18 protein-coding genes and 9 pseudogenes are annotated in these 22,704 nt (G+C 69.4%); 13 read left to right on the forward strand and 14 right to left on the reverse strand.

All coding sequences use genetic code 11. From position 1 onward, the window contains the following. The first annotated feature begins 3 nt into the window (after positions 1–3). From OG322_RS00560 to OG322_RS00575, 4 genes and pseudogenes are all read left to right on the forward strand, one after another. On the forward strand, positions 4–1,278 hold the full coding sequence (locus tag OG322_RS00560; RefSeq protein WP_329307688.1) for a HAMP domain-containing sensor histidine kinase: 1,275 nt from the start codon (positions 4–6) through the stop codon (positions 1,276–1,278). A gap of 99 nt (positions 1,279–1,377) precedes the next feature. Beyond that, positions 1,378–2,265: a recombinase family protein gene (locus OG322_RS00565; RefSeq protein ID WP_266412989.1), complete on the forward strand. Its 888-nt coding sequence runs from the start codon at positions 1,378–1,380 to the stop codon at positions 2,263–2,265. Between the two features lie 34 nt (positions 2,266–2,299). Beyond that, positions 2,300–2,904: pseudogene (locus tag OG322_RS00570) on the forward strand (GlxA family transcriptional regulator); the annotation flags it as partial. Positions 2,905–3,062: 158 nt separating this feature from the next. After that, positions 3,063–3,287, forward strand: a pseudogene (locus OG322_RS00575) (GNAT family N-acetyltransferase); the annotation flags it as partial. A gap of 145 nt (positions 3,288–3,432) precedes the next feature. Here OG322_RS00575 and OG322_RS00580 read toward each other — a convergent pair. The 4 genes from OG322_RS00580 to OG322_RS00595 all read right to left on the reverse strand — a co-directional run bounded on the left by OG322_RS00580 (position 3,433) and on the right by OG322_RS00595 (position 7,733). After that, positions 3,433–4,083, reverse strand: a complete 651-nt coding sequence (locus OG322_RS00580; RefSeq protein WP_123466009.1) for an endonuclease — start codon at positions 4,081–4,083, stop codon at positions 3,433–3,435. Continuing rightward, positions 4,080–4,724, reverse strand: coding sequence for a DNA polymerase ligase N-terminal domain-containing protein (locus OG322_RS00585; protein ID WP_123466008.1), 645 nt, complete (start codon positions 4,722–4,724; stop codon positions 4,080–4,082). Before OG322_RS00585 ends, OG322_RS00580 begins: the two co-directional genes overlap by 4 nt. 442 nt (positions 4,725–5,166) lie before the next feature. Further along, positions 5,167–6,441, reverse strand: a complete 1,275-nt coding sequence (locus tag OG322_RS00590) for a glycosyltransferase family 39 protein (RefSeq protein ID WP_241200397.1) — start codon at positions 6,439–6,441, stop codon at positions 5,167–5,169. After that, complete coding sequence (locus OG322_RS00595; RefSeq protein ID WP_329305878.1) at positions 6,438–7,733, reverse strand: bifunctional glycosyltransferase family 2/GtrA family protein; 1,296 nt, start codon at positions 7,731–7,733, stop codon at positions 6,438–6,440. The genes OG322_RS00590 and OG322_RS00595 overlap by 4 nt, the downstream gene beginning before the upstream one ends. 43 nt (positions 7,734–7,776) lie before the next feature. Between OG322_RS00595 and OG322_RS00600 the strand changes: the two genes are divergently transcribed. Beyond that, the gene (locus tag OG322_RS00600; protein ID WP_123466005.1) at positions 7,777–8,265 is read left to right on the forward strand and encodes a hypothetical protein; all 489 of its coding nucleotides are present in this window, start codon (positions 7,777–7,779) and stop codon (positions 8,263–8,265) included. 84 nt (positions 8,266–8,349) lie between these two features. Here the strand turns inward: OG322_RS00600 and OG322_RS00605 are convergent, their stop codons facing one another. From OG322_RS00605 to OG322_RS00620, 4 genes and pseudogenes are all read right to left on the reverse strand, one after another. Then, a complete protein-coding gene (locus tag OG322_RS00605) occupies positions 8,350–8,856 on the reverse strand; it encodes a SigE family RNA polymerase sigma factor (protein WP_123466562.1) in 507 nt (168 codons plus the stop codon). 340 nt (positions 8,857–9,196) lie between these two features. After that, positions 9,197–9,594 (reverse strand): annotated as a pseudogene (locus OG322_RS00610) (CehA/McbA family metallohydrolase); the annotation flags it as partial. Positions 9,595–10,090: 496 nt separating this feature from the next. Continuing rightward, the gene (locus OG322_RS00615) at positions 10,091–10,567 is read right to left on the reverse strand and encodes a hypothetical protein (RefSeq protein ID WP_329305879.1); all 477 of its coding nucleotides are present in this window, start codon (positions 10,565–10,567) and stop codon (positions 10,091–10,093) included. 73 nt (positions 10,568–10,640) lie between these two features. Further along, positions 10,641–10,871, reverse strand: a pseudogene (locus OG322_RS00620) (transposase); the annotation flags it as partial. 212 nt (positions 10,872–11,083) lie between these two features. On the opposite strand from OG322_RS00620, the pseudogene OG322_RS41435 reads away from it, so the two are divergent. Next, positions 11,084–11,547 (forward strand): annotated as a pseudogene (locus OG322_RS41435) (ISAzo13-like element transposase-related protein); the annotation flags it as partial. Between the two features lie 478 nt (positions 11,548–12,025). On the opposite strand, the gene OG322_RS00635 reads toward OG322_RS41435, so the two are convergent. Continuing rightward, entirely contained in the window at positions 12,026–12,685 is a 660-nt protein-coding gene (locus OG322_RS00635) for an NADPH-dependent FMN reductase (RefSeq protein WP_123466001.1), read from the reverse strand. Between the two features lie 513 nt (positions 12,686–13,198). Between OG322_RS00635 and OG322_RS00640 the strand changes: the two genes are divergently transcribed. From OG322_RS00640 to OG322_RS00650, 3 genes are all read left to right on the forward strand, one after another. Then, complete coding sequence (locus OG322_RS00640) at positions 13,199–13,510, forward strand: transposase (protein ID WP_443066513.1); 312 nt, start codon at positions 13,199–13,201, stop codon at positions 13,508–13,510. Next, positions 13,507–14,379 carry an IS3 family transposase gene (locus OG322_RS00645; RefSeq protein ID WP_329305880.1) on the forward strand — a complete coding sequence of 291 codons (873 nt, stop codon included), beginning with the start codon at positions 13,507–13,509 and terminating at the stop codon, positions 14,377–14,379. Before OG322_RS00640 ends, OG322_RS00645 begins: the two co-directional genes overlap by 4 nt. Before the next feature lie 102 nt (positions 14,380–14,481). Next, positions 14,482–14,625: a hypothetical protein gene (locus tag OG322_RS00650; RefSeq protein ID WP_329305881.1), complete on the forward strand. Its 144-nt coding sequence runs from the start codon at positions 14,482–14,484 to the stop codon at positions 14,623–14,625. A gap of 66 nt (positions 14,626–14,691) precedes the next feature. On the opposite strand, the pseudogene OG322_RS00655 reads toward OG322_RS00650, so the two are convergent. Then, positions 14,692–16,146: pseudogene (locus OG322_RS00655) on the reverse strand (ISAzo13 family transposase); the annotation flags it as partial. Between the two features lie 37 nt (positions 16,147–16,183). On the opposite strand from OG322_RS00655, the gene OG322_RS00660 reads away from it, so the two are divergent. Next, a protein-coding gene (locus OG322_RS00660) for an IS5 family transposase (protein ID WP_266411293.1) occupies positions 16,184–17,115 on the forward strand; the annotation gives its coding sequence in 2 pieces (ribosomal slippage) (positions 16,184–16,531 and positions 16,534–17,115; 930 coding nt in all). A gap of 10 nt (positions 17,116–17,125) precedes the next feature. Here the strand turns inward: OG322_RS00660 and OG322_RS00665 are convergent. Next, positions 17,126–17,392, reverse strand: a pseudogene (locus OG322_RS00665) (ISAzo13 family transposase); the annotation flags it as partial. 313 nt (positions 17,393–17,705) lie between these two features. Here OG322_RS00665 and OG322_RS00670 point away from each other — a divergent pair. The 3 genes and pseudogenes from OG322_RS00670 to OG322_RS00680 all read left to right on the forward strand — a co-directional run bounded on the left by OG322_RS00670 (position 17,706) and on the right by OG322_RS00680 (position 20,274). Further along, positions 17,706–17,900: a hypothetical protein gene (locus OG322_RS00670; protein ID WP_124286060.1), complete on the forward strand. Its 195-nt coding sequence runs from the start codon at positions 17,706–17,708 to the stop codon at positions 17,898–17,900. Between the two features lie 572 nt (positions 17,901–18,472). Further along, positions 18,473–19,157 (forward strand): annotated as a pseudogene (locus tag OG322_RS00675) (SMI1/KNR4 family protein). Between the two features lie 355 nt (positions 19,158–19,512). After that, the gene (locus OG322_RS00680) at positions 19,513–20,274 is read left to right on the forward strand and encodes an SDR family NAD(P)-dependent oxidoreductase (RefSeq protein WP_164494524.1); all 762 of its coding nucleotides are present in this window, start codon (positions 19,513–19,515) and stop codon (positions 20,272–20,274) included. A 135-nt stretch (positions 20,275–20,409) separates the two neighbouring features. Here OG322_RS00680 and OG322_RS00685 read toward each other — a convergent pair whose 3' ends face one another. The 3 genes and pseudogenes from OG322_RS00685 to OG322_RS41440 all read right to left on the reverse strand — a co-directional run. Continuing rightward, complete coding sequence (locus OG322_RS00685) at positions 20,410–21,018, reverse strand: TetR/AcrR family transcriptional regulator (protein ID WP_266412986.1); 609 nt, start codon at positions 21,016–21,018, stop codon at positions 20,410–20,412. 629 nt (positions 21,019–21,647) lie between these two features. Beyond that, on the reverse strand, positions 21,648–22,310 hold the full coding sequence (locus OG322_RS00690) for an IS630 family transposase (protein WP_329307689.1): 663 nt from the start codon (positions 22,308–22,310) through the stop codon (positions 21,648–21,650). Further along, positions 22,223–22,666: pseudogene (locus tag OG322_RS41440) on the reverse strand (helix-turn-helix domain-containing protein); the annotation flags it as partial. The gene OG322_RS00690 and the pseudogene OG322_RS41440, both read right to left, overlap by 88 nt. Between the last annotated feature and the right edge of the window lie 38 nt (positions 22,667–22,704).

A 22,704-nucleotide genomic window follows, 5' to 3' on the forward strand; every position in this document is an offset into this window, starting at 1 on the left:
ATGATGGACCCTGCGCCCCCACCCGGCGACACCGGCCGGTCCCTGTGGCGCCTGGCCGACCCGAGATCCCTGCGCTGGAAGATCGCCGCAGGGGTCGCCGCCGCGGCCTGCGCGATGGCCCTGGGCATCGGCCTCCTGGTCCACCGCACCACCGAGACCCGCTCGATGAGCATCGGGCGGGCCGACGCCCTGCGCGAACTGGACGCCGCCAAGGCCGAGTTCAGCGGCGCCCGGCCCAGCAGTTCGCCGCAGCCCGGGTACCGCACCGGCGACGAGGTACCGGGCCATCTCCTCGACCTGCTCGCCGCCGGACCGGCGCCGGTCACTTGGTACGACACCAGCAAGCCGGCCCACGGCCCGTCCATGTGGGCGGCCACGGAGGTCGACGGCACCCCGATCGCCGTCAGCGTCAACATGATCTCCGACCTGTACAGCCGCCAGGCCCTCGACCGGCACATGCGGTACGCGGCGCTCGCCACCCTCGCCGCCGTCGTCCCCCTCACCCTGCTCGCCGCCGAACTGGTGGTGCGCAGGCTGCGCCAGGTCGCAGGCACCGCCCGCCGCATTCGCCACGGCGACCTCGACGCGCGGACCACCGGCCGGGGGCACGACGAGATCAGCGAGATCTCCTCGGCCGTCAACCACATGGCCGACGCGCTCCAGGGCCGCCTCCACACCGAGCAGCGCTTCACCGCCGACGTCGCCCACGAACTGCGCACCCCGCTCGCGGGGTTGGTCACCTCCGCCACACTGCTCCCGGAGAGCGAGGCCACCGATCTCGTACGGGACCGGGTGAAGGTGCTGCACGCCCTGGTCGACGACCTGCTGGAGATCTCTCGCCTCGACGCGGGCGCGGAGCGGGCAGAGCTGCAGCCGGTGCCGCTGGACGAGCTGGTCGAGGAGTCCGTACGGCGCACGGGGCTCGCCCCCCGGATCGCCGCCACCGGTCACCCGGTCGTCGAGACCGACCCCCGCCGCCTCGACCGCATCGTCACCAACCTGGTCGTCAACGCACATGTCCACGGCGGCCCGCCGGTCGAGATCACGGTCGAGGACGCCACCGTCGCCGTCCGTGACCACGGCCCCGGCTTCCCTGCGGAGCTGCTCGCCGAAGGCCCGCAGCGATTCCGCACCGGCGCCACCGAACGCGGCCACGGACACGGCCTGGGCCTGACCATCGCGGCCGGCCACGCCCAGGTGATCGGCGCCCGGCTGACCCTCGCGAACGACGACACCGGCGCGGTCGTCACCCTCGACCTGCGACCGGGGCAGCCGTAGAGCAGCCGACGAACCTGATACTTCCTTCTCCGAGCGCGACTGCAGACGGCAGGGTGGACCGGTGAAGCGTATCCATGGGCGTTTCATAGGTGGTCGCTCATGAAACAGTCGGTGCTCGTGAGCGACGACTTCAAGCGCGTGGAAGCGCACCCCTGTCCGATGTCCACCTGCGCCGCCCCCGCGGGCTCCCCGTGCCGGACCGGCAAGGGCAAGGTGGCCATCCAATACCACACCGCCCGCTTCCGCCTGGTGCCCCAACTCGCCAAGGTCCTCAGCGCGCCGACACCCGCCGTACGCAAGCCCGGCTCGGTCTGGACCGAGCTGCCCCGGTCCGCGAGCGCCAGCGCCGAACCGGTCGGCCACGTCCGGCTCGGGTACGCCCGCGCCTCGACCGCGCGGCAGTCCCTGGACGCGCAACTGGACTCCCTCACCGAGGCCGGGGTCACCCGGGTCTTCTCCGAGAAGATCTCCACCCGCGCCACCAGGCGCCCCGAGCTGGAAGCCGCCGTCAAGCTCGCCGGGGAGATCCGCTCCTCCGGCGTCGCCGTCGCCCTCGTCGTCCACGAACACAAACGGCTCGGCCGCGGCATCGAACTCGCCATGCTCGCCGAAGAGCTGAAGGCCAACGACGTCGGCCTGGAGTTCCTCACCGGGGAGCTGAAGGGCTCGCACGCCCCCTCCGGCATCGTCTTCACCGTGCTGGCCGCCATGTCCGGCATGGAGCGCGAGTACATCCGCGACCGCACCCTCGAAGGCCACGAGTCCGCCCGCAAGCGCGGCAAGACCATCGGCGGCGCCGGCGTCACCGACGACTCCATGCTCTCCATGGCCCTCCACCTGCGCGACCAGGAGATGAGCCTGCGCGACATTGCCAAGCGGCTCATCATCACCACCGGCAAGAAGAAGGGACAACACCCCTCACCCGCCACCGTCATGCAGATGCTCCGCGAACACGACGAACGGGCCGCCGAACCGGCGGGCACATAACGACAAGTCCAGGACCGGAACCTACTGGCAGGGTATCGTCCACCGGCTGTTCGGGACGGCGCTCGGAGACGACGGCCGGCCGTTGTGCTCGGTGGTGACCTGTGCGCCGCAACCCGGTGAACTGACCACGGACGCCGACTTCACCGTGAACGTGTCAGATGGCCCTGAGGCGTTGGAGAGCGCCGACACAATGCTCGTGCCAGCGGCCGTGGAGGACTACGAACCGCAAGAGCGCGGGCGGCTGGCCGAGCCGGTGCGTCGGCCCTGGAGCGGATCCCGGTTGGAGCGCGGGTGGGTTCGATCTGCACCGGGTCGTTTGTGCTGGCGGCAGCCGGACTGCTGGCGGGGCGGCGTGCGACGACACACTGGAAGTCGTGCGACGAGCTGCGGACGTTGTACCCGGAGATCGGCGTCGACCCGGACGTGCTCTACACGGACGACCGGGGCGTGCTGACCTCGGCAGGGGGCGCCGCCGGCATCGATCTGTGCCTGCACATGATCCGCAGCGACCACGGCGCTGACGTGGCGAACACGGTCGCCCGGCGCACTGTTGTCCCCCCGCACCGGGAGGGCGGGCAGGCGAGCGCGGTGCGCACACCCGTCCACGAGCAGGAGGCCCCCGGCTTCGGGGCCGTCCGCCTCGTCCCCGTGGACCCCGCCGCGGACCTCGACCTGATCCACGGCTGGGTCACCGAGGAGCGCGCCCGCTTCTGGGGCATGGGCGACGCGAGCCGTGAAGAGGTCTGGAGACCTACGAGTCCCTGGACTCGCTCACCACGCACCATGCCTTTCTGGCCCTGCGCGACGGTGTTCCGGTCGCCCTCTTCCGTACGTACGAACCGGCCGCCGACCCGCTGGCCGACTGCTACGACGTCCGGCCCGGCGACTTCGGCGTCCACCTCCTGGTCGGTCCGGGCGCCACCGCCGAACGCGACTTCACGGCCGCCCTGCTCTCGGTGCTCATCGGCTACGTCCTCAGCGACCCGGCGCACCTGCGGGTCGTCGTCGAGCCGGACGCCCGCAACGAGAAGGCCGTCGCGCGGATGGTCCGGGCGGGCTTCGAACTCGTCCCGGAGATCGACAAGCCGGAGAAGCGTGCCCGGCCGGCGTTTCTGAGCCGGAGGGCCGCAGCGGGCGTGCAGCGGGCCGGGGCGGCGGGCCGCTCCCTCAGGCCCGCGCCGCGACGTCGTCCACGACGTGCTTGTCCAGCGCGGCGCGCACCAGGGCCGCCGCGAGCACGGCGGGCCCGCGGTCGTCGGCCTGCTCCGCCAGTCGTGCGAGCTTCGCCGGCGAGGCGGGCAGCCCCAGCTTCTCGGCGCCCTGGAGAGCCATTCCGTCCAGGAACGGTGCCGCCTCCGGCCACACGGCCTGCACCTCGCGTACGAAGATGTCCGCACCTGCCGGGCCCATGCCCGGGGTTCTGCGCAGCCCGGACCGCAGGATGTCCAGGTCGCCGTCGGCCTCCTTGCGCAGCCGCCGCAGATCGCCCCCGTACTCGACCAGCAGGAGCTCTGCCCCGTCGCCGAGCTGGGTGGCGGTGCGTTCGTCGTAGCGCCGGTAGCCGCCCTCGCCCAGTGCGTCGACGCGCTGCTGCCATGTCGTCCCGATCATCCGGTCCGGGGACCGCATGCCGTGGGTGAACAGCGCGCGTGCCGCCGCCACCGCCACGGATGCCCGGATGCGGGCGCTCAACAGATCGCAGAGCACGAGGAGTTGGTACAGAGGCTGCGGTGTGTTCCGCAGCCTGATACCGGCCTCTGCGGCGTAGGTGGTGCCGTAGCGGCTGAGAAGGACCTCCACGGTCCTGCGGGCGGTCACGAAGCTCCGCCCCCTTCCTCGGCGGCGACCTGCTGCAGGGTGCGCCCCGTACGGGCCGAACGTGCCCGGAACGGGTCCGGTGTGTCCGGCCCGTCATGGGGGGCGCGCCCGTCCTTGGCCTTGATCAGCAGCCATATCTCCTCGCCCGGGGCGCCGCCGTCACCGCCTCCCTTGAAGCGGGTGAGGGCGAACTCGCCGTGCAGCTTGGTGCCGTCGAGCCAGAAGGTCGCGTGCCCGTCCTCCAGGGACTGCTCGAACGGCACGGGTGCGCCCCAGCGGTCGTGGCTGAGCGGCCGGTAGGTGCCCTGGTCCCAGACGATCACCGTGCCGCCGCCGTACTCGCCCTTCGCGATGACTCCCTCGAACGTGCGGTACTCCAGCGGGTGGTCCTCCGTGGGGACGGCCAGCCGCCTCTCGCGCGGGTTCTCCGAGGGTCCGCGCGGCACCGCCCATGACTTCAGTACGCCGCCGACCTCCAGCCGGAAGTCGAAGTGCATGCGCCGCGCCTGGTGGATCTGTACGACGAAACAGGGCGCCGCACCCGGCCGCTCCCCGTCGCCGCGCGGCTCCGCGGTCGCGTCGAAGCGCCGTTCGCTGCGGTAGTCCCGGAGCCGGTCGTCGTTTTCGCCGGTCACATCCATCCGGATACCTCCTCCGGCAGGCCCACCCGGTGTCCCCCTTCCACTGTGACGCTCCCGGCCGTGAAGCGCACAGGGACGGGGTGTGCCCGCGCGAACGCGAGGTATGTCGACGTCAAGTATCTTGGCATCGAGACGGCTCTCCCGGCATTCTCCCCCTTGATTCATTGATCTCTTGATGTCGAGGCATGTCGGAGGGGGCATGCGATGCGGCGCGGCAAGGGCGGCGGGGAACCGGACACCTCGAAGGCCGGGCGGGGCCTGCCGGCCCAGCTGCGCAGTCCTCCGGGCGGCCGCTGCTGACCGGCGTGGTGATGGCCGCAGGGCCGGCGGCTGGTGCCGGGCGCGGTGGTCGCAGGCCTCTCGGTCGTGCGACGACGGGCCTGTACGCGACGGCTTCGCACTCTCGCACCGCCAGCCCCGAAGAGACCACCCCCGCGTAGGTCTAAGGGACCCCCAGTTCGAAGAGTACGTATCCCGCGTACGAACCCGACGCGACCGCCGCGATGCCGAGCAACGCGAACAGCATGGGCAGACGGATATTGCGCAGTTGGACGGCGAGGGGAATGAAGAGGGGGAAGGCCGGGAGAAGGTAGCGGGAGACGTTGCCGAATATCTGCTGGCTGCCCAGGACCAGGGCGAAGGTCAAGACCGTGTAGACGGTCAGGACGGCTGGGAGACGCAGGTGGAACAGGAGAGGGATCAGAAGCACGCCCAGCAGGACGGTCAGCGCGCCGATGGTGTCCTCGAAGGGGTATGCGAAGAGGTAGTCGAAGCGGCCCACCGCTATGGAGGTGAAGACGTCGAGGGTCTGCTTGCCGTAGTCGAAGGTGTGAGCCCAGGCGCCCTCCTGGAGTTTGAAGTAGCCGCCGAGGTCGCCCATCCGATTGCCGACCCAGAGCAGGTAGCCGATGAGCCCGAGCGGCGCAATGAGTACCGCGGTCCACGGGCGTGCGTGGTCTTCTCGGCGACGATGGAGTGTCAGCAGCGCGGCGACGGTGAGGGCGGCGATGAGGGCGACGGCGGTGGGCCGGTTGAGGCCGGCAGCGAAGGTGAGGACTCCCGCGGTGAGCCAGCGGTCGCTCATGACGGCGTGGCAGGCCCAGACGGCGAGGGCGACGTAGAGGGAATCCGAGTAGACCGACCACTCCACGCCGGAGCCGGGCCAGACGGCCCACAGTCCGGCCGCGGCCAACCCGGCGCGCCTGCCGCCGAACCTGGCGGTGACGGCGTAGATGCCGAGGGAGGCGGCGAACGAGGCGACGACCGAGACCAGCATGCCGGCGCCGTACAGGCCGAGGCCCGTGCAGGAGGAGACCAGCCGCATCGCCGCGGGGTAGAGGGGGAAGAACGCCGCGGAGTTGCCTTCGAGGGTGATCAGCCCGGTGGCTCCGGGGACGGGGACGAGCGCGGGGTGGTAGCCGTGTGAGGCGATCTGCTGGTACCACCAGCCGTCCCAGGAGGCCAGTACGTCCCAGGCATGCGCGCCGCCGCCGAAGCGCGGGTGCTTCTTCCGGAAGTCACCGGAGGAGTCGAGCAGGTGCATGAAGACGCAGAAGCCGATGAGCTTCAGTACGCCGTACAGGGCGAGTACGGGTCCGTACTGCCGAACCGCATGGCGCAGGCGCGGCCCATGGCCGCGGTCCGGGCCGGGGACCCGCTCGGAGGATTCGGGGGTGCTGATGCAGGGGCCGGCTGTCGGCGTCATCGTGTGGTTCATGCTGCCGTGGCTCCCGTCCCGGGGCGGCGGGCAGGAAACACCCAGGCCCGGAAGAGCAGAAACCGCAGGAGGGTTGCCGCCAGGTTGGCGGCGACGAGCACTCCGACCTCGGTGGGGCGCGCGGCGCGGGGCGCCACGTCATGTAGCGCGGCGAGCGATCCACTGGTGATGACGAGGCCGATCACGAAGACCAGCAAGCCCTTGGCCTGGTGGCGCATCACACCGCCTCGGCCGCGCAGTCCGAAGGTGAGCCGCCGGTTCGCGGCCGTGTTGGCGACCGCGCAGATCAGCAGTGCCAGCGCGTTGGCGCCCTGCGGTCCCGCCGCCGGGCGCAACGTGGCGTAGAGCAGCACGTATCCGACGGTGCTCAGGGTTCCCACGGCGGCGAAGCGCAGCAGTTGGCCGGCCAGGCCCGGGCTTCCCGGCCGGTCGCCGTCGGCTCTCCGGCGCAGCCCGGCCAACGGGAGCGTGCCGCAGGCCAGTGCCCGGCCGATCCTGGTGATGCCGCGCAGGTCGGCCAGCGCCGTGGACAGGATGTCGACCCGGCTGTCGGGGTCGTCCACCCAGTCGACCGGCACCTCGTGTATCCGTAGCCCGGCCCGCTCGGCGATCACCAGCAGCTCGGTGTCGAAGAACCACCCCGAGTCCTTCACCAGGGGCAGCAGCCGTTCGGCGACGTCGCGCCGTACGGCTTTGAAACCGCACTGCGCGTCGGAGAAGCCCACGGCGAGCGTGGAGCGCAGCAGGGCGTTGTAGCAGCGGGAGATGGTCTCGCGCTTGGGTCCGCGTACCACCCGTGAACCGCGTGCGAGGCGCGTGCCGATGGCGATGTCGGAGTGGCCGGAGATCAGGGGGGCGACGAGGGGCAGTAGTGCCCTCAGGTCGGTCGACAGGTCCACATCCAGGTACGCCAGCACCGGCGCCGGCGAGTCCGACCACGCGGCGTGCAGCGCCCGGCCCCGTCCCTTCTCGGCCAGCCGCAGCCACTGCGCCTCGGGCAGCTCGGCGGCCAGCCGGGCCGCGATCCGCGGAGTCTCGTCCGTGCTGGCGTTGTCCGCGACGGTGATCCGGAACGGGTAGGGGAAGGTCTCGCGCAGGTGCGCGTGCAGCCGCCGTACGCTTCGCTCCAGATCACGCTCCTCGTTGAACACCGGGACGACCACGTCCAGGACGGGTTCCCGCTGATGCGCCGACACGGGTGTGCGCAGTGGTAGTCGGCCGGTCGGGTCGTTCGGTGAGTCGTCCTTGGAGGAAGAGGGGTGCTTCACGGTGACCGATCCTGCTTCTATCATGGTTCATCCAGGTTTGTGTTCTGGCACAGGGCAGACCGAAGTCATGTACGGCAGCGCTGCGATCAGCGGTGACGGTGGCGGGGGGCGGAGCGGCTTCCGCCAGCCGGTGGCCGCCGAACCCACTGACGACGACACCACCGTCGTAGGGGTGGCGGTGCTCTACGGTGTCGGCGGTGCGCTCAGCGTTCCCGAGTCGGAAGGCGACGGTGCCCCGGGCTCGGTTGTGGTCGGGCCCGAGGGCGCCGTTGCCGAACCTCCTGTCGTGGGCGGGGCCGCGGGCATGGTGGTGGCCCCGCCCGCAGTCCCGGTCGGGCTCGGCGGCACGTCCGATGTCAGTGACGTGCTCGGACGCGGGGACGCCGGGCTCGTCACGGGCTCCGGGAGGGGAGCCTGCGGCCTGTTCTCGACTCGCTCGTGGGGCAGCAGGAAAAGGCCCATGGTGAGTCCGGCGACGGCCAGGACGGAGCCGACGGCCTTCCGCACCGCGCGGGCACAACGTCGGGCCCGCACGCCGGACCGGAGGCGGCTCTGATGCTTCGGCTCGAAGGGGGTGTGATCCTGGGCGTCGCGCATCATGCGCGCCAGCTCCCGCTCGAAGTGATCCATGGATTCCCCTTCACCCCACTGGTTCGGTGACATCGGCCAGGATCCGACGCAGTCGCGCCACGCCACGAGACGCATGGGATCGAGCGGTGCCCACCGGGCACCCCAGCATCTCCGCGACCTGCCTCTCGGGCAGGTCGAGGTAGTAGCGCAGCACCACCGCGGCCCGCTGCCGCGGCGGCAACTGGGCCAACGCGGCTCCCAGCCGCGAGCGCTCCACCACGGAGGCGGACAGGTCACCCACCTCCGCCAGGTCAGGCAGTTGCTCGGCCGGTCGCTCGCCCCACCAGCGTCGTCGCGCCGAGCGTGCCGCCGCGCGCGCCAAAACCTTGCGTATGTACGCCTCGGGGGCCTCCTCTGCGATCTTGGGCCAGACGAACCAGAGCTTGACCAGGGCTTCCTGGAGCAGGTCCTCGGCCCGGTGCCGATCGCCTCCGACGAGCAGGAGAGCGAGATGGAACAGCGCCGACCAGCGGGCCGCCACGAACGCGTCGAACCCCTTGGCTCGATCCTGCTCCATCTGCACCGTCTCCCGTTCCGGCCAACCCCCTACACCTAGAGAAGACATTGGCCCCCTCGCTGCGATGCACTTCGCCCCAGTGACTCATGTCACGTCCCGCCTCGAGCGAGGCTCGATCGCCCTCCGCACGATTTCCTGCCGACCGATCGTCCAAGGCGCCGAGTCAGGGCCGGGCAGCACATCGCCCTGGCCTCGCCGCCGCGTTGGGACGACGAGGCTTGTCCGGGGTCTCCGTCGTTCCATGAGGAAGACAGATTCTGTGTGCACACGACCGGGCTCGCCGACGGGCCCGCGGCGGGATCCTCACCGGTCGCGGCACCAAGGGCCGGACCCAACCCTCCAGGAACACCGGATTGGTGAGCGCCGCCAGAGCCCCCGGCAGCCCCGGCACCGTCGCCGGGTGCCGGACCTCGGCCCGCACATAGGCCGCGTACACCGGCGTCGTACGCCACTGGACCGTCCCCGAGTCCGGCAGCGTGGCCGTGAACAGCGTGCCCTGGTCGGTGACGAAGTGCGCGGTGCAGCCGGGTGCCCCGGTCACCTCCAGCCGTACGGTGACCGAGGTGTCGTCCCCGTCCACCCGCAGCCGTTCACCGATCCCCGCACGCAGGCCGCGCCCGCCCGAGGCCCCGAAGGACAGAGGGACGGCGGACGACTCGGCGATGTAGAGTGCCCGGCCCGGATTCCGGCCGTGATCGCCTCGCGCGACAGCTCGTCGGCGAGGACGACGGTCTGCGGCAGCCGACATCTCGCTCTGCACAAGGCAGCCGACGCCGACCGCCGCAAGGCCGGAAAGCAGACCACTGTCGCCCACGAGAAGCTTCAGTCCGCAACCGCCGAACACGCCCGGGCCAAAGGCGCCCTCAGCGAACTCCTCGCCCCGCTCCCCGGCGACTGCACCCGCTGCGGCCACGTCCTGCCCGAACGCGAGGCGGGACTGTGCCAGCAGTGCGGGCAGTCGTGCCCGGACGGCGACAGCCACCACGAACGGAAGATCGCCACTGCCCGGGCGAAGGCCGAGCACCTGCAGCAGAAGCTGCGTCGCCTGGAGGACGCCCTGGCCACCGCCACCGCCGCGGCGGACAGGGCCGGCGACGCGGCTGCCGCCGCGCTGACAAGCCGTGACACCTACGATCAGGACCACCTGCAGCCGACCCGCTCCACCGCCCAGCAGGCCGAGAAGGCAGCGCACGGCTTGAGCCGGGACGCCGCCCGGCTCAAGGAGTGGCTGGACTCATCCGACTACCTCGGCAAACAGCAGATCATCATCGACAACGCCAAAGCGGAAAGCGAGAAGGCCGCGGCCGCCCGGGACACAGCCCTCACCGCCCACGAGGTACGCCGCAAGGAGATCGTCGGCCGCTGGACCGAACTGTTCCTCACCCGGCTGAAGCAGATCAACCCCGACGTCGAGACCGCGTACATCGACCCCGCCGACTTCACCACCCGCGTCGAAAAGCGCGACAACCCCGACAAGACCTTCCAGGACAGCTCCGTCATGGGAAGCCCCAGGGCCATCATCAACGTCGCGGCGCTGCCGGCCCTGCGCGACCTCGGCCGCGCCGACCCCTCGGTCCGGGTTCCGCCGTTGCTCATCATCGACTCGCCGCTCGCCGACCTCGGAGCCGTCGATCAGGCGACCGGACACCGCCTCATCGACACGCTCATCGACGCCGCTTCCGACACGTCCGCCGACGGCTACGCCTGCCACGTCATCGCCGCCACCAACGATCCGCTGCCCCGCCGCTGCACGGGCGTCCGGGAGATCCCCGTCAGCACCGGCCCTCGGTCCAGTCCCGCAGCCGGCGCCAGGCCGTCACCCCTGAGCAGCCCACGGTCTCCGCAGGGACATCGCGCCATGCCACACCGGTCCGCAGCACGTACAGGACGCCCGCGAGCGCCACTCGGTCGGGAACACGCAGCCGCCCAGGGTGGCGACGGCGCCGTTCGGGAGCGGCCGGCAGCAGCGGGGCCACCCGCTCCCACAGATCGTCAGGAACAAGATCAGCACGCACCCCGGACACCCTGCCGACCAAGATCGTTGAGCACAAGACCCTCAGCTGAACTCATTCTGAAACGATCAGTTAGGGCTTGCCGGGAATCAACTCGTCGATTTGGTCTTGATTCTGTCGGGGTCGAGGAAACTGGCGACGTCTTCCGCTCTGCGGAAACTGGCCGTTGAGGCGGGGAGGTAAATACCATGGGATTCCAGGAGGGGGCGCTCGGTGAGTACCCCACCGGCATCCGCATTAGCGACGACGAGATCGCTGCCCTGCCCATCACTCGCCATCGCTTCCACGGCGACTGGAACTACACCCTCCACCCCCAGCGTCCGATGGACGGGGCGACCACCGGCAGCACACCGGACGAGGCCCTGGCGGACCGACCGACTCGCCTCACGCGGCATTCACTCAGGACCCAGAACTGACCGGGATGCCCCGCCGACAGCTCAGCGAACTCATCGACGCGTTGACTCCAGCGATGGGGGTTCAACGCGAGCAAATACTCCGCACACGTCGAGGTCACGAGCGCCTGGTGGCCCCTGGCGCAGGTGCCAAAGCCAAGCTCACCTCAGCCGACCGAGTCCTGGCCACCGTGCTCCACCTGCGAAAACTCGCAACCATGGACCTCCTGGGCCAGCTCTTCTACACCACCGCCATGACCATCAGCCGCGCAGCGAAAGACGTCCGCCGACCTGATCACCACCGCCCGCCGCCACGGCGTGCCCGCCGTCGCGCTGCTCGTTGGCGTGAGGCGAGAGCCATCGACCTGGCCTGCGTCGCTCCCGGTACCCGCGCCCAGGCCAAGGACGACAACGCCCACGCGGCAGACCGCGTAGCGAGCTGAACCACACTTGGGAAGCCACGAGGTCCCGTTCGATCCATGCCGACGAACGGGACCTCGTCGGCCGCCAAACGCGCCGGTCCTGCCGAGTGACACGATCACCTGCGGGGTGGCGCCCGCGGCCCTGACATCAGCGGGTGACATCAACAGGCACGTACACCGGCGGTCCGCTGAGGACCCCTCTGCCATGAATGAGGCTGAGGCAGGGGCCTCAGGCGCTGGTCCCCCTGACGTGCAGTCGGGGTGCACGCGCCTACGGATGAGAAGTCGCGTGGTGAATTTCTGCGCCGACAGCCCGTGCGTAGGGCCTCATGACGTCCCGGCATCACGCCTCGGCCCTTTGGGTGATGGCTGCCTCGGTGCGGTCTCCCAGGAACTCGTACCACCGGCGTTCCAGGCAGACGTGTCGCACGTCCGCTTCGACGAGGCTGAGGAAAGCCGTCACGGTCTCGGTGAGACGTTGCTGCAGCCCCGGGTCGGTCAACGTTCCGTCCTCGGCGAAGGCCTGGTAGCTATTGGCCAGGCTGAACATGTCCGGGTAGACGCGGGTACCCAGGTGCTCCAGGGGAATCCTCAGGGTCCACAGCCCGCGGTTGCCGCCGATCAGGGACGGCGAGGCGGAGACGAGCATCGCGTGCTTGGTCTTGAACGGCTGCGGCCGGACACGGGAGACCCAGTCGATCGCGTTCTTCAGCACTCCCGGCACGGAGGCGTTGTACTCCGGCGAGGAGATGACGAAGGCGTCGCTCTGCTCGAGTCGGTCGCGCAGGGCGAGGGCCCCTTGCGGCAGTCCTCCGGCGGTCTCCATGTCGCCGTCGTACAAGGGCATGTCGAAGTCGCGCATAGGGGCGAGGTCAGCCGTGGCACCGGTGTCGGAGATGAGGCGGGCCACGAGGGCGGCGAGACGGGCGTTGGTCGAATCGGCCCGCAGCGCCGCGCCGAAAACCAGAACCCGCAGCGGGCCGGGATGTGTGTCCGTGGGCATGGCTCGGTCCTTCCGTCGTGGGCACGCGCCCCAGACGGGGCGCCCCACCGACCAGTGTGGTTCCGAGAGCGCCGCCGTGCGACAGGGCCGGAAACCGACAGCCCGGAGCCGGCCAGGCCGATGGTTCGGCGCCCGCTCGGGGCCGCCAGGGTGGGCATCGCCCTCCGCGGCGGGCACGGTGGGCGGTTTCCGCGGTCGCCCCCGAGTCGGGCGAGGTGCTGGGAACCGTGTCCGATCCGGGGCGAGACTGGGGCCGGGTCCGCCGGGGGCTCGGGCTGCTGGCGGGGAACAAGGCCGGCACTCACCTCTACCTGGGCACGGACGACGGGGTGCTGGTGATCGAGATCGGGCCCCTGAAGACGGTGGCCCGGATCGAGGTCGATTCCGTGTGGGGGCTGGCGGTCTGCCAGGACCGGGACCGGCTGTACACCGTGCGGGGCAAGGGCGGGGTGGGCTTGATCCGCTTTGACGGACATTCGAGATCTGGGGTTCTGCCCCGGGAGGATGTCCATCATGGAGAGCATGGGGAAGAAGAAGCCTCGCCGCCCTCGTCGTTCGTTCACGCCGGAGTTCAAGGCCGAGATCGTCGGTCTGTGCCGACGAGGTGACCGCTCGGTCGGGCAGGTCGCCAGAGACTTCGAACTGACCGAGACGACGGTGCGGGACTGGGTGAAGCAGGCCGAGGTCGACGCGGGCGAGCGCAACGGGCTGACCAGCAGTGAGCGCGAGGAACTGGCCGCGTTGCGGCGGGAGAACCGCCGGCTGCGTGAGGATGTCGACGTCCTCAAGCGGGCCACAGCTTTCTTCGCGAAGGAGACCCGGTGACGGTGCACCCGTTCATCGAGGCGGAGAAACGCGCAGGTCACAGCGTCAAACGGGCGTGTGAGCTGATGAAGGTCTCCCGGACCGCCTTCTATGCCCGTCGCTCCGGCCTGCCCGGACCCCGCGCGTTGCGGAATGCCGAGCTGACCGAGCAGATTCTCGAGGCCCATGCGAAGTCCCGCGGAACCTACGGGTCCCCGCGCGTGCATGCCGTGCTCAAGCGCGAGGGTGCCGGGTGTGGCCGTCGTCGTGTCGCACGACTGATGCGGGCCGCCGGGCTGCAGGGCCGGCACCGCAGACGACGGCACGTGACCACGATCCCCGATCCCAGGGCTGCCTTCCGTCCCGACCTCATCGTCCGGGACTTCCAGCCCGACCGCGCCGGGCTCGATGCCCGCTGGTGCGGCGACATCACGTATGTCCCGACCGAGGAGGGCTGGCTCTATCTGGCCACGGTCATCGACATCGCCTCCCGGCGCGTGGTCGGCTGGGCAACCGCTGATCACCTGCGGACCGAGCTGGTGGCCGAGGCGCTGACAGCCGCCTGCCAGCAGCGTCGCCCCACCCACCCCGTGATCTTCCATTCGGATCGCGGCTGTCAATACACCAGCCAGCAATTCGCTTCCCTGGCAGCCCAGTTCGGGGTCCGACTTTCGGTCGGTCGCACCGGCCAGTGCTGGGACAACGCGCTCGCCGAGTCGTTCTTCTCGACCATCAAACGCGAACTGCTCGGCACCTCCGCCTGGCCCAGCCGGGCCGCCGCCCGAACCGCGATCTTCGATTTCATCGAGGGCTGGTACAACTTGCACCGACTGCACAGCAGCCTCGGCTACCTCAGCCCCGCCGAGTACGAGACTGCACTCACAGCCTGACCACCACACCAATGGTGTCCGTCAAAGCGGAACAAGCTCACGACCGTCGCCGCATCGGTCGGAGCCGCGACACCGGACGTGATCGCTACCCGCGACCTAACCGTGCTGCAGAGGGCCGCCGACGCGGCCCTCTACGACGGCAAGCACTCCGGCCGCGCCATCCTTGCGACGGCCCAGCACGTCAACAGCCAGCGCTCCCCGGCGGTGTCCGTGGCCATCGCCTCGGCGTGGAGCGTGCGGATGTAGCCATCGAGAGGCGGGGCATCTGGGCCGGGGACCTTGATCCAAGGCCGGGTAGTTAGGGCCTGCGGATCAATAACTCGCCGTGTTGATCTCTGGGGTGGGGATGTCGAGGTGTGCGGCGAGGTCGGTGAGATCGTCGAGGGTGGCCAGCTGTGTCTCGGTGGGTTCGATGGTGTAGTCGACTTCGTGGAGAAGATGTCGGGTCTGGCTGATGACCCGGTTGAGGCTCTGGGGTACTACTCCGAAGAGCGGGGCGATCGTCACTTGCGGGAGCCCGTGACGTTCGTAGAGGAGGGTGGCCAGAAGCCGGTCGACGAGGCTGAGGCCGGGGCGCCGGCCGGTATAGAGGCCGGCTGCGGGCACCTTCTGCCGGTCGCCGCCGCGTCGCTGCTGCAGGACTTCCTCCCGCTGGGTCTCGCGGGCCGCTGCGAGTTCGGCGAACAGCTGGTCCCACTGATCCGGCTGGATGCCGGTCAGGGCCGGATGAGCGAGCCACTCCCGGCCCTGGCCGGGCTGGTTCTGGGGCGGGAGCGGCGGGATCCCGTCCCGGCAGTGCTCCTGGGGGTGCAGCGTGTAGTTCCAGTCGCCGTGCCAGTCGTGGCTGTGCAGGGGCAGCGCGTCCATCTGCCGGTCACCGATGCGGACTCCGGTCTCGTAGGCGCCGGTGTCGAGTTCAGCGTGCACGGTAAGCCCGGTGCGCGTGGTGGTCGCGGCGATACTGTTCACGATGACTTCGTGGCTGGTCAGCGGCCTGCCGCGCCAGTTCATCGTGATATGGGAGAACAGCCGGTGCTCGATTCTGTTCCATTTTGAAGTACCTGGCGGAAAGTGACAGACGGTGATTTCCAGGCCGGTTTCCACGGCCAGGGCGGCGAGTTCGCTCTTCCAGGCGCGGGTGCGGTAGCCGTTCGAGCCGCCCGCGTCCGCGGTGATCAGAAGCCGCCGGGAGTGCGGATAGGCGCCGCGTCCTTGGCTGTTCCACCAGCGGCGGACGGATTCGACGGCGAAGGCGGCGGTGTCGTGGTCGGTGCCCACGCTGACCCAGCCGGTGTTTGCGGTCAGGTCGTAGATTCCGTACGGGATCGCCTTGCCCAGCTCGCGGTCCGGGAAGTCGTGAGTGTGCACCCGGGTCGGTTCGCCCTCGCGCTGCCACTCGTGGCCGGCGTTCTTGTAGTTACCGACCAGCTCCTTCTTCTTGGTGTCCACGCTGACCACCGGGTCCCCGCCAGCCTGGTAGTCCTTGGCGCGTTCGTTGATGTAACGGAACTGGGCGTCTCGGTCCGGGTGTTGCCTGCCCTCGATGGTCTTGGCGTTGCCCTGCAGACTGAAGCCCTCCTCCCGCAGCAGGTCGGCCACAGTCTCCGCCGAGACACGGTGTCCCTGCCCGGTCAGCTCGGCGGCCAGGTGACGGGTCGACTTCGTCGTCCAGCGCAGCGGCGACATCGGATCACCCCGCATGTCCGGTTCGACCAGGGCCAGCAGCGCGGGCCGCAGGCCCGGGTCTAGGTCCTGTTTCTCGGATCTCCTGACCTGCGAGGGGTGTTGGGGCCAGGCTGGGTTCATGGGCCGTGGGGATCTGACGAATGCGGAGTGGGATCGGCTGGAGTCGTTCCTACCTCCTGGTGGTACGCGTGGAGGTCGGTGGAGCGATCACCGCCGGGTGATCAACGGGGTTCTCTACCGGGTGCGGACCGGCGTGCAGTGGCGGGATCTGCCGGAGCGATTCGGGCCATGGGAGACGGTCTATAAACGACATCGTCGCTGGTCAGCCGATGGAACCTGGCAGATGCTGCTGTCTCGCATCCAGGTAGCCGAGGACGCCGAGGGCGGCATCGACTGGGACGTGTCGGTGGACTCGACAGCCGTGCGAGCCCACCAGCACGCCGCCGGTGCGAGGAAAGCGCCCCCGGCCGCCGTCCCTCAAAGGGGGGCCAAGTGGGGGACGAACCAGGTCGATCCGGTACTGCGGAGACTGACCATCCGCCTGGAGGAGGTGGTCAGGTCGGCGAATGTCTGGGACGTTCCCGCGGAGGATTCACCACCAAGATCCACCTCGTTGCCGAGGGACGATGCCGGCCCCTCGCCTTCGTCCTGACACCCGGACACTACGGAGACGGACCCCAGCTCGAGCGGGTGCTGGAACAGGTTCTGGTGCCGCGAGCCGGAGTCGGCCGGCCACGCACCCGGCCCGACCATGTCTTGGCGGACAAGGCCTACACGTCCCGGAAGAACCGCCGCTACCTGCGACGACGCGGAATCCGGCACACCATCCCCGAACGTCTCGACCAGCAGAGACACCGCAAGAACCGAGGTTCACGCGGCGGTCGGCCTACCGGTTTCGACAGCGAGCTCTACAAGAAGCGCAACACCGTCGAACGCACCATCAACCGCCTCAAAGGCTTCCGCGCCGTCGCGACCCGCTACGAGAAACGCGCCTACATCTACCTCGGCACCGTCACACTCGCAGCACTCATGATCTGGCTCCGTACATGATCCGAGAAACAGGACCTAGGTCCACCGCACGCTTGCGGCCGCCGCCCTCCCGGCGCACCCGTCCCAACGGGGCTTCGCCCGACTCCAGTTCAGCCACCCCACGCGACACGGTGCCCTCACGGACGTCAGCGGCCCGGGCCACCAGCCGGATCCCGCCATGGCCCAGCGAGCGAGCCTCCGCTCCTATGGCCAGCCGACGCTGACGCTCGTCCAGGTGCGGGAACAGCGCCTGAACCTTCGCGGCCAACGCCTCCTCGATCTCCTCCGAACTCCCCATACCACATCAACGAGGCTCAAGGCGGGAAGCAACGACTTGATTCTCCGCAGGCCCTTAACGCATTCGCGCTGGTAGCAAGCGTGTTGGCGGTGACTTTGACGCGGGAGGGAACATAGGCGACGGAGCCCCGTTGGAGCAGGTAGTCCGCCAATACTTCTGCCACTCACGGAGCTCCGTTGCCTGTACGTCATTGCGCTCTGATCCCTGGTCTGAGGACCGTGTCCCGCGAGTTCACGGTGGCGGGCGGTGTTGTATCGGTGCAGCCATCGGAAAAGATCCAGCCGGGCCTGGTGTTCGTTGGACCAGCCCTTTCATGGGCGATGGGGATGTCCTGCAGGCCGACTGGCAGGCGAACGGCCAGGAGATCGACCTCACCATGATGATGACCTGGTACTACGACGGCATTGGCCCCGCCTTGAGCTACCACAGCAACGACACGATCAATCGGTCGCTCCAGAGCCTGCTGGTCGCCAATCCCAACGCCTGGTGGTGGCTGCACCGCACCTGACCTCACTACCACTCCCCCGAGCTACCGGCGCGCCCCTTTCGCTCCACCACTTCCACGGACGGTCGCAACGGCCGGTCCGTGTACACAAAGGGGGCTCTCTTGTAGCGGCCTCGTCGGGGTGGGTGAGGAAGCCTTGGCGGGTGAGGCGTCCGAGGCGGCTTCGGGTGACATTGACGGCCCGGTCGTCGGTGGGTATGCAGGTGCCGCTCCCCCGACGACCGGCCGTGCTGAACGGGTTGGTGTGCATCGAGGATGTTTGGGCAAAACGCGCAAGTTGCCCATTGCTCACGAAAATTGACCGCCAGAATCGGGGCATGGACGGCCGATCAGGAAGGTCCCGGTACGCCGAGACGCTCGCTCCTTCCGCAGGCCACCAGGAAGCCGTACAGCCATTTTCCCCGTCCACGATAGCTGTTGACAACGAATTCCGGCCGCCGATCGGCATGTTGAGAGAGCGCTCCAGTTGGCCCTATGGCGAACTGCTTGGCCCGGCTGAGCGTCGTAGTTGGCCTTTCGGCGTGCAGTGAGCCCGGGTCGCTCCCGCTGTCACTGGCTCCGCATACGGTCTGCGCATGGTTGATCAGCAGTGGAACGATATACGCCGGCGCGTGGCCGCATTGGGTACCCAGCCGGGGAGCGGCACGGTGTTCGGCTCACCCGGGCACGGGTGGATCCTGGAAGACCCGCTGACCGATGAGGAGCTTGCCGAGCTCGAAGCGCAGGTGGGTGTGCGGCTGCCGGGGGACTACCGGGATTTCCTCACCTGCGTGGGCGCCGGCGGCGCAGGTCCCGCATACGGCCTCTTCCCCGTGCACCGCGTGCAAGGCCGCTGGCGCTGGGAAGGGGACGGTGCCGACCTGGCCGACCTGTCCATGCTCGCCCGGCCGTTTCCCGACCGGTCCTGACCTCGAATCCCTCGACGCACTCCTCGCCGAACGCCCTGAAGAAGAGGACTTCGACGAGATCGAGGACTTCGACGACGCCATCGAAGCATGGGACGAACGGTGGGGCGCTCTGATGTTCGCCCCCGAGCGCACCGCAGGCGCCATCGTGATCTCCCACCTCGGCTGCGCCCAGAGGGAATGGCTGATCATCAGCGGCACCCACCGCGGCACCATCTGGTCCGACTGCCGCGCGGACGACGCCGACCTCGCCCCACTCCTCGCCGACGGGAAGCCGGTCACCTTCACTCACTGGTATACCGGCTGGCTGGAGAAGGCAGAGCTCATTGCGCATCACCCACCCGCGAGAACCTGACGCCGATTGACGGTGAGGCACGCCAGGGGCCCGCCTTCACGATGAGTGTCGCGTACCTTCACGGTCCTGCCACCCGCCCTGCGGGCAGAGGTCGCCATCCGCCGGGAGTTCCACCGAGATCCACGGCCGCCATCTGGGCTCGCCTTCGACGCGGGCAGGTGCGCGGTCCGGTCGCGGACGGATCGGACCCGCGTCGGCCCACGGTCCGGAACACCTCAACTTTGGACTTGCGAGTCCAATTTTGCCGTTGCACAGTGGCACTGCGCCCTGGTTGTCCAGGGCCCCGTCCGGTCGAAGGCGGCATGCGGTCCGGCCGTTCGGGTTAACGGTGGAGAACCAACCAATGGAGTGGATCATGTCTATGCGGCTTGAGGGCCTGACCGCCCTGGTGACCGGAGCGACCAGCAACATCGGGCGTGCGATCGCGGAGGCTTTTGCCGCCGAGGGCGCGCACGTCGCCGTCTCGGGCCGCAACGCCGAGCGTGGCAAGGAGGTCGTCGACGGGATCCGCGTATGCGGCGGCCGCGCCGACTTCGTGCAGGCTGACCTGGACGGAAGTGCCGCCGCTTCGCAGGCGCTGGCCCAGGAGGCTGCGCAGATCCTCGGCGGCCGTATCGACGTCCTGGTCAACAACGCCGGCATCTACCCCAGCAACACCACGGCGACCACCGACGAGAAGACCTTCGACCAGGTCTACGCGGTCAACGTGAAGGCCCCGTTCTTCCTGACCGCCGCCATCGCACCCGCCATGGTGGAGGCCGGCGGCGGGGTGATCATCAACCTGGGCTCCTGGATCGCGCGATTGGGCATTCCCAGCGCCCTCTACAGCTCCACCAAGGGGGCCATGGAGACCCTGACCCGGGCCTGGGCAGCGGAGTTCGGGCCGCAGGGCATTCGCGTCAACGCGATCTCTCCGGGCGTGGTGCAGACGTCCGCACCCGGAGAGGCTCACCCCGGCGAGATCATGATGAAGGGCACCCCCTACGGACGGATGGGCACCCCCGATGCCATCGCGAACGCCGCCGTGTATCTGGCCTGCGCCGAGTCCTCGTTCGTCCACGGCATCGTGCTCGACGTCGACGGCGGCCGCACCACCACCGCCGTCATCGCCGGCTGACGTGCGGCACCTTCCCCAGAAGCGCCCGGCCCGTTTCGCGTTCGCACGCGAACGCACCGCGCGGGGGCAGGTGCGCGGCAGCCCGGCACGACGGCGCCCAGCCCGAGGCCGGACCGTGAATCAGCCGACACCGGGTCACGCCACGGCGCAACCAGCCCGGCGCAGGTCTGCGATCCCTTGATCGAGAGCGGCGCGCAAATGCGTGGACCGACCCGTCGTCAGCAGAATCGACACGCCGCCCTGGATCGCGGCCAACAGCGCCGCGGCCCGCACGTCGACATCGAGCTCGGCGGGAAGCAAGCCAGCCGCCTGCAGCGCCCGGATGCCCACCACCAGGCTCTCCTGCCAGCGGCGCATCAACTCGATCACGATCGCCCGCGCCCCGGGAGTCGAACGCCCGATCTGAAGGAACAGCGACCCGAGCGGACACTGTTCCCCCTGCTCTTCGTAGCGCTCGATCAGCACGTCCCGCCACCGCTCCCAGGCCTCCCACGAGTCGAGGCGGCCCAGATACGGCTGCTGGTCCTCCAAGACCTGATCCGCCTCGAACCGGGCCACCGCGAGGAGCAGTTCGTCCTTGCCGGCCGGGAAGTAGTGGAACAACTGGCTCTTACTGGTGCCGGTCCGCGCCATGATGTCGTCCAGCGTCGTCGCGGCGACGCCTTTCTCCCGCAGCATCGCCGCGGCCCCCTCGACGATCCGGCTCCGCGTCGCCTTACCCTTCGCCGTCAGCTCCCCTGGCATGCTCCGCCTCCTCAAAATGGACTTCATGGTCCATTTTAACCCTGCCGCATCGACGTCTACGGGTCAGCCGCGCTATGAATGCGAAGGCCCCCGGACGTGGTCCTCGGGCACACACCTCACCCTGGGGCCGGCCCTTCGGAACTGGTGTCAACAAGGATGACAAGCAACTGCAGACAGCCGCTGCGTTCGCCGGCCTCGAATGACACCATCGCACTCACGCACCACATTCCTTCTGCTGACCCTCCACGCGGTACTGGACGTACGCCTGCCCGACGCCAAAGAGCAGCTCCGCAGCCCGGACCCCGCCACGACGCGATCCGCATGGCCGGAGAACTGATCATGGCCCCTCGGGTCGGCCTGGACCTCTGGAAGGGTGCAGCCCTGAAGGATGAGCGGGCCGGACTTGGTCTACCCCGCCCCTGGGGAACCGCCACTGTGCAAGGGACCTTGTGCGCGAGGACGGGGCAGAGAGTCTGTCTGCCCGGTCGAAGGCCCTTCGTCAATCTCTAGTGCAGCGCCTCGTTGATCCTGCGGGGGTCAGGCTGCCTTGAGCGGGGTGCCGTCGTAGGTCCAGCGGAACGGGCAGCCCTGGTCGTCGTAGGCGAGGGTGAAGTCCCTGATCTGGTCGATCAGTCCTGGCGGGAAGTGAACTCGCCACGGTGTAGGAGGCGGCGGCGGGCCAGGATAGAGAAGAAGATCTCGACTTGGTTGAGCCAGGAGGCGTGCTTGAGAGTGTGGTGCACGGCGAACCGTGGGTGTGCCTCCAGCCAGGCCCGGGTGGCCTTGGACGTGTGCGAGGAGCCGTTGTCCATCGCCGGGTGGATGGTCAGGTCCGGGGCGATGCTGTGATCGAGCAGGCGTAGGAACCGGATGAAGGTGGCCGAGTCGTTGCGGGCGATGCTCTCGATCAGAACCTGTCCGGTGTGGATGTCCAGGGCCGCGACGATGGATGCGGTGCCGTGCCGGCGGTACTCGAACTCGCGGCGCTTGACGTCGCCCCGGCGGGCGGTGCGCGTCGGGTGTCGGCGGGAGCGGGCCTGCATCGCGGTCTTCTCGTCCACGCTGAGCACCACCGATCCGGGCGGACAGTGCAGGTGGAGCGCGCAGAGCTCGGCCGCTTTGAGGAAGAAGTCGGGGTCCTCGGGCGGGTGAGCCAGCCGCGCACGAGATGGGGCTTGAGGTCCAGGTCGGCCAGGATCCGTCCGACCTGGGAGGCGGAGGTCCCGGTGGCGGGCAGGTGCTGGGCGATGGCGCGATGGGGCCAGTGGCTCTCGGTGGCGGGCCTGGCCCAGGTCACCGTGGCAACGATGGCCAAGTGCACATCGGGTCCATAGCGGCGGGGGCGGCCCGGTCGGGGCCGGTCCTCAAGCGCGGCCAGGCCCTCGGCGGCCAGCCGTCTGCGCCGGCGCCGAACGGTGTCCAGGTGCAGGCCCAGCGTCCGCGCGATCACGGCGTCGGCGGTGCCGGCGGCGGCCAGAGCAGTGCGCGCACGCTGGACGCGCCGCAGCGGGCGGTTCGCCAGCGCCAACTCCTCCAGCAGTTCTCGCCGGCCGTTGTCCCAGATCACTGTGAACGGACTGCTCACCGCCGTGCCCCACCCCCGGCGTCCATGGTCATGGCGGTCAGTGTCGCGCGCCGTATACGTCATCGGGGCTGCTGTCCGCTTGCTGGACCGGACGGCTGGCA

It is taken from the genome of Streptomyces sp. NBC_01260 (assembly GCF_036226405.1).
GTDB lineage: Bacteria > Actinomycetota > Actinomycetes > Streptomycetales > Streptomycetaceae > Streptomyces > Streptomyces laculatispora.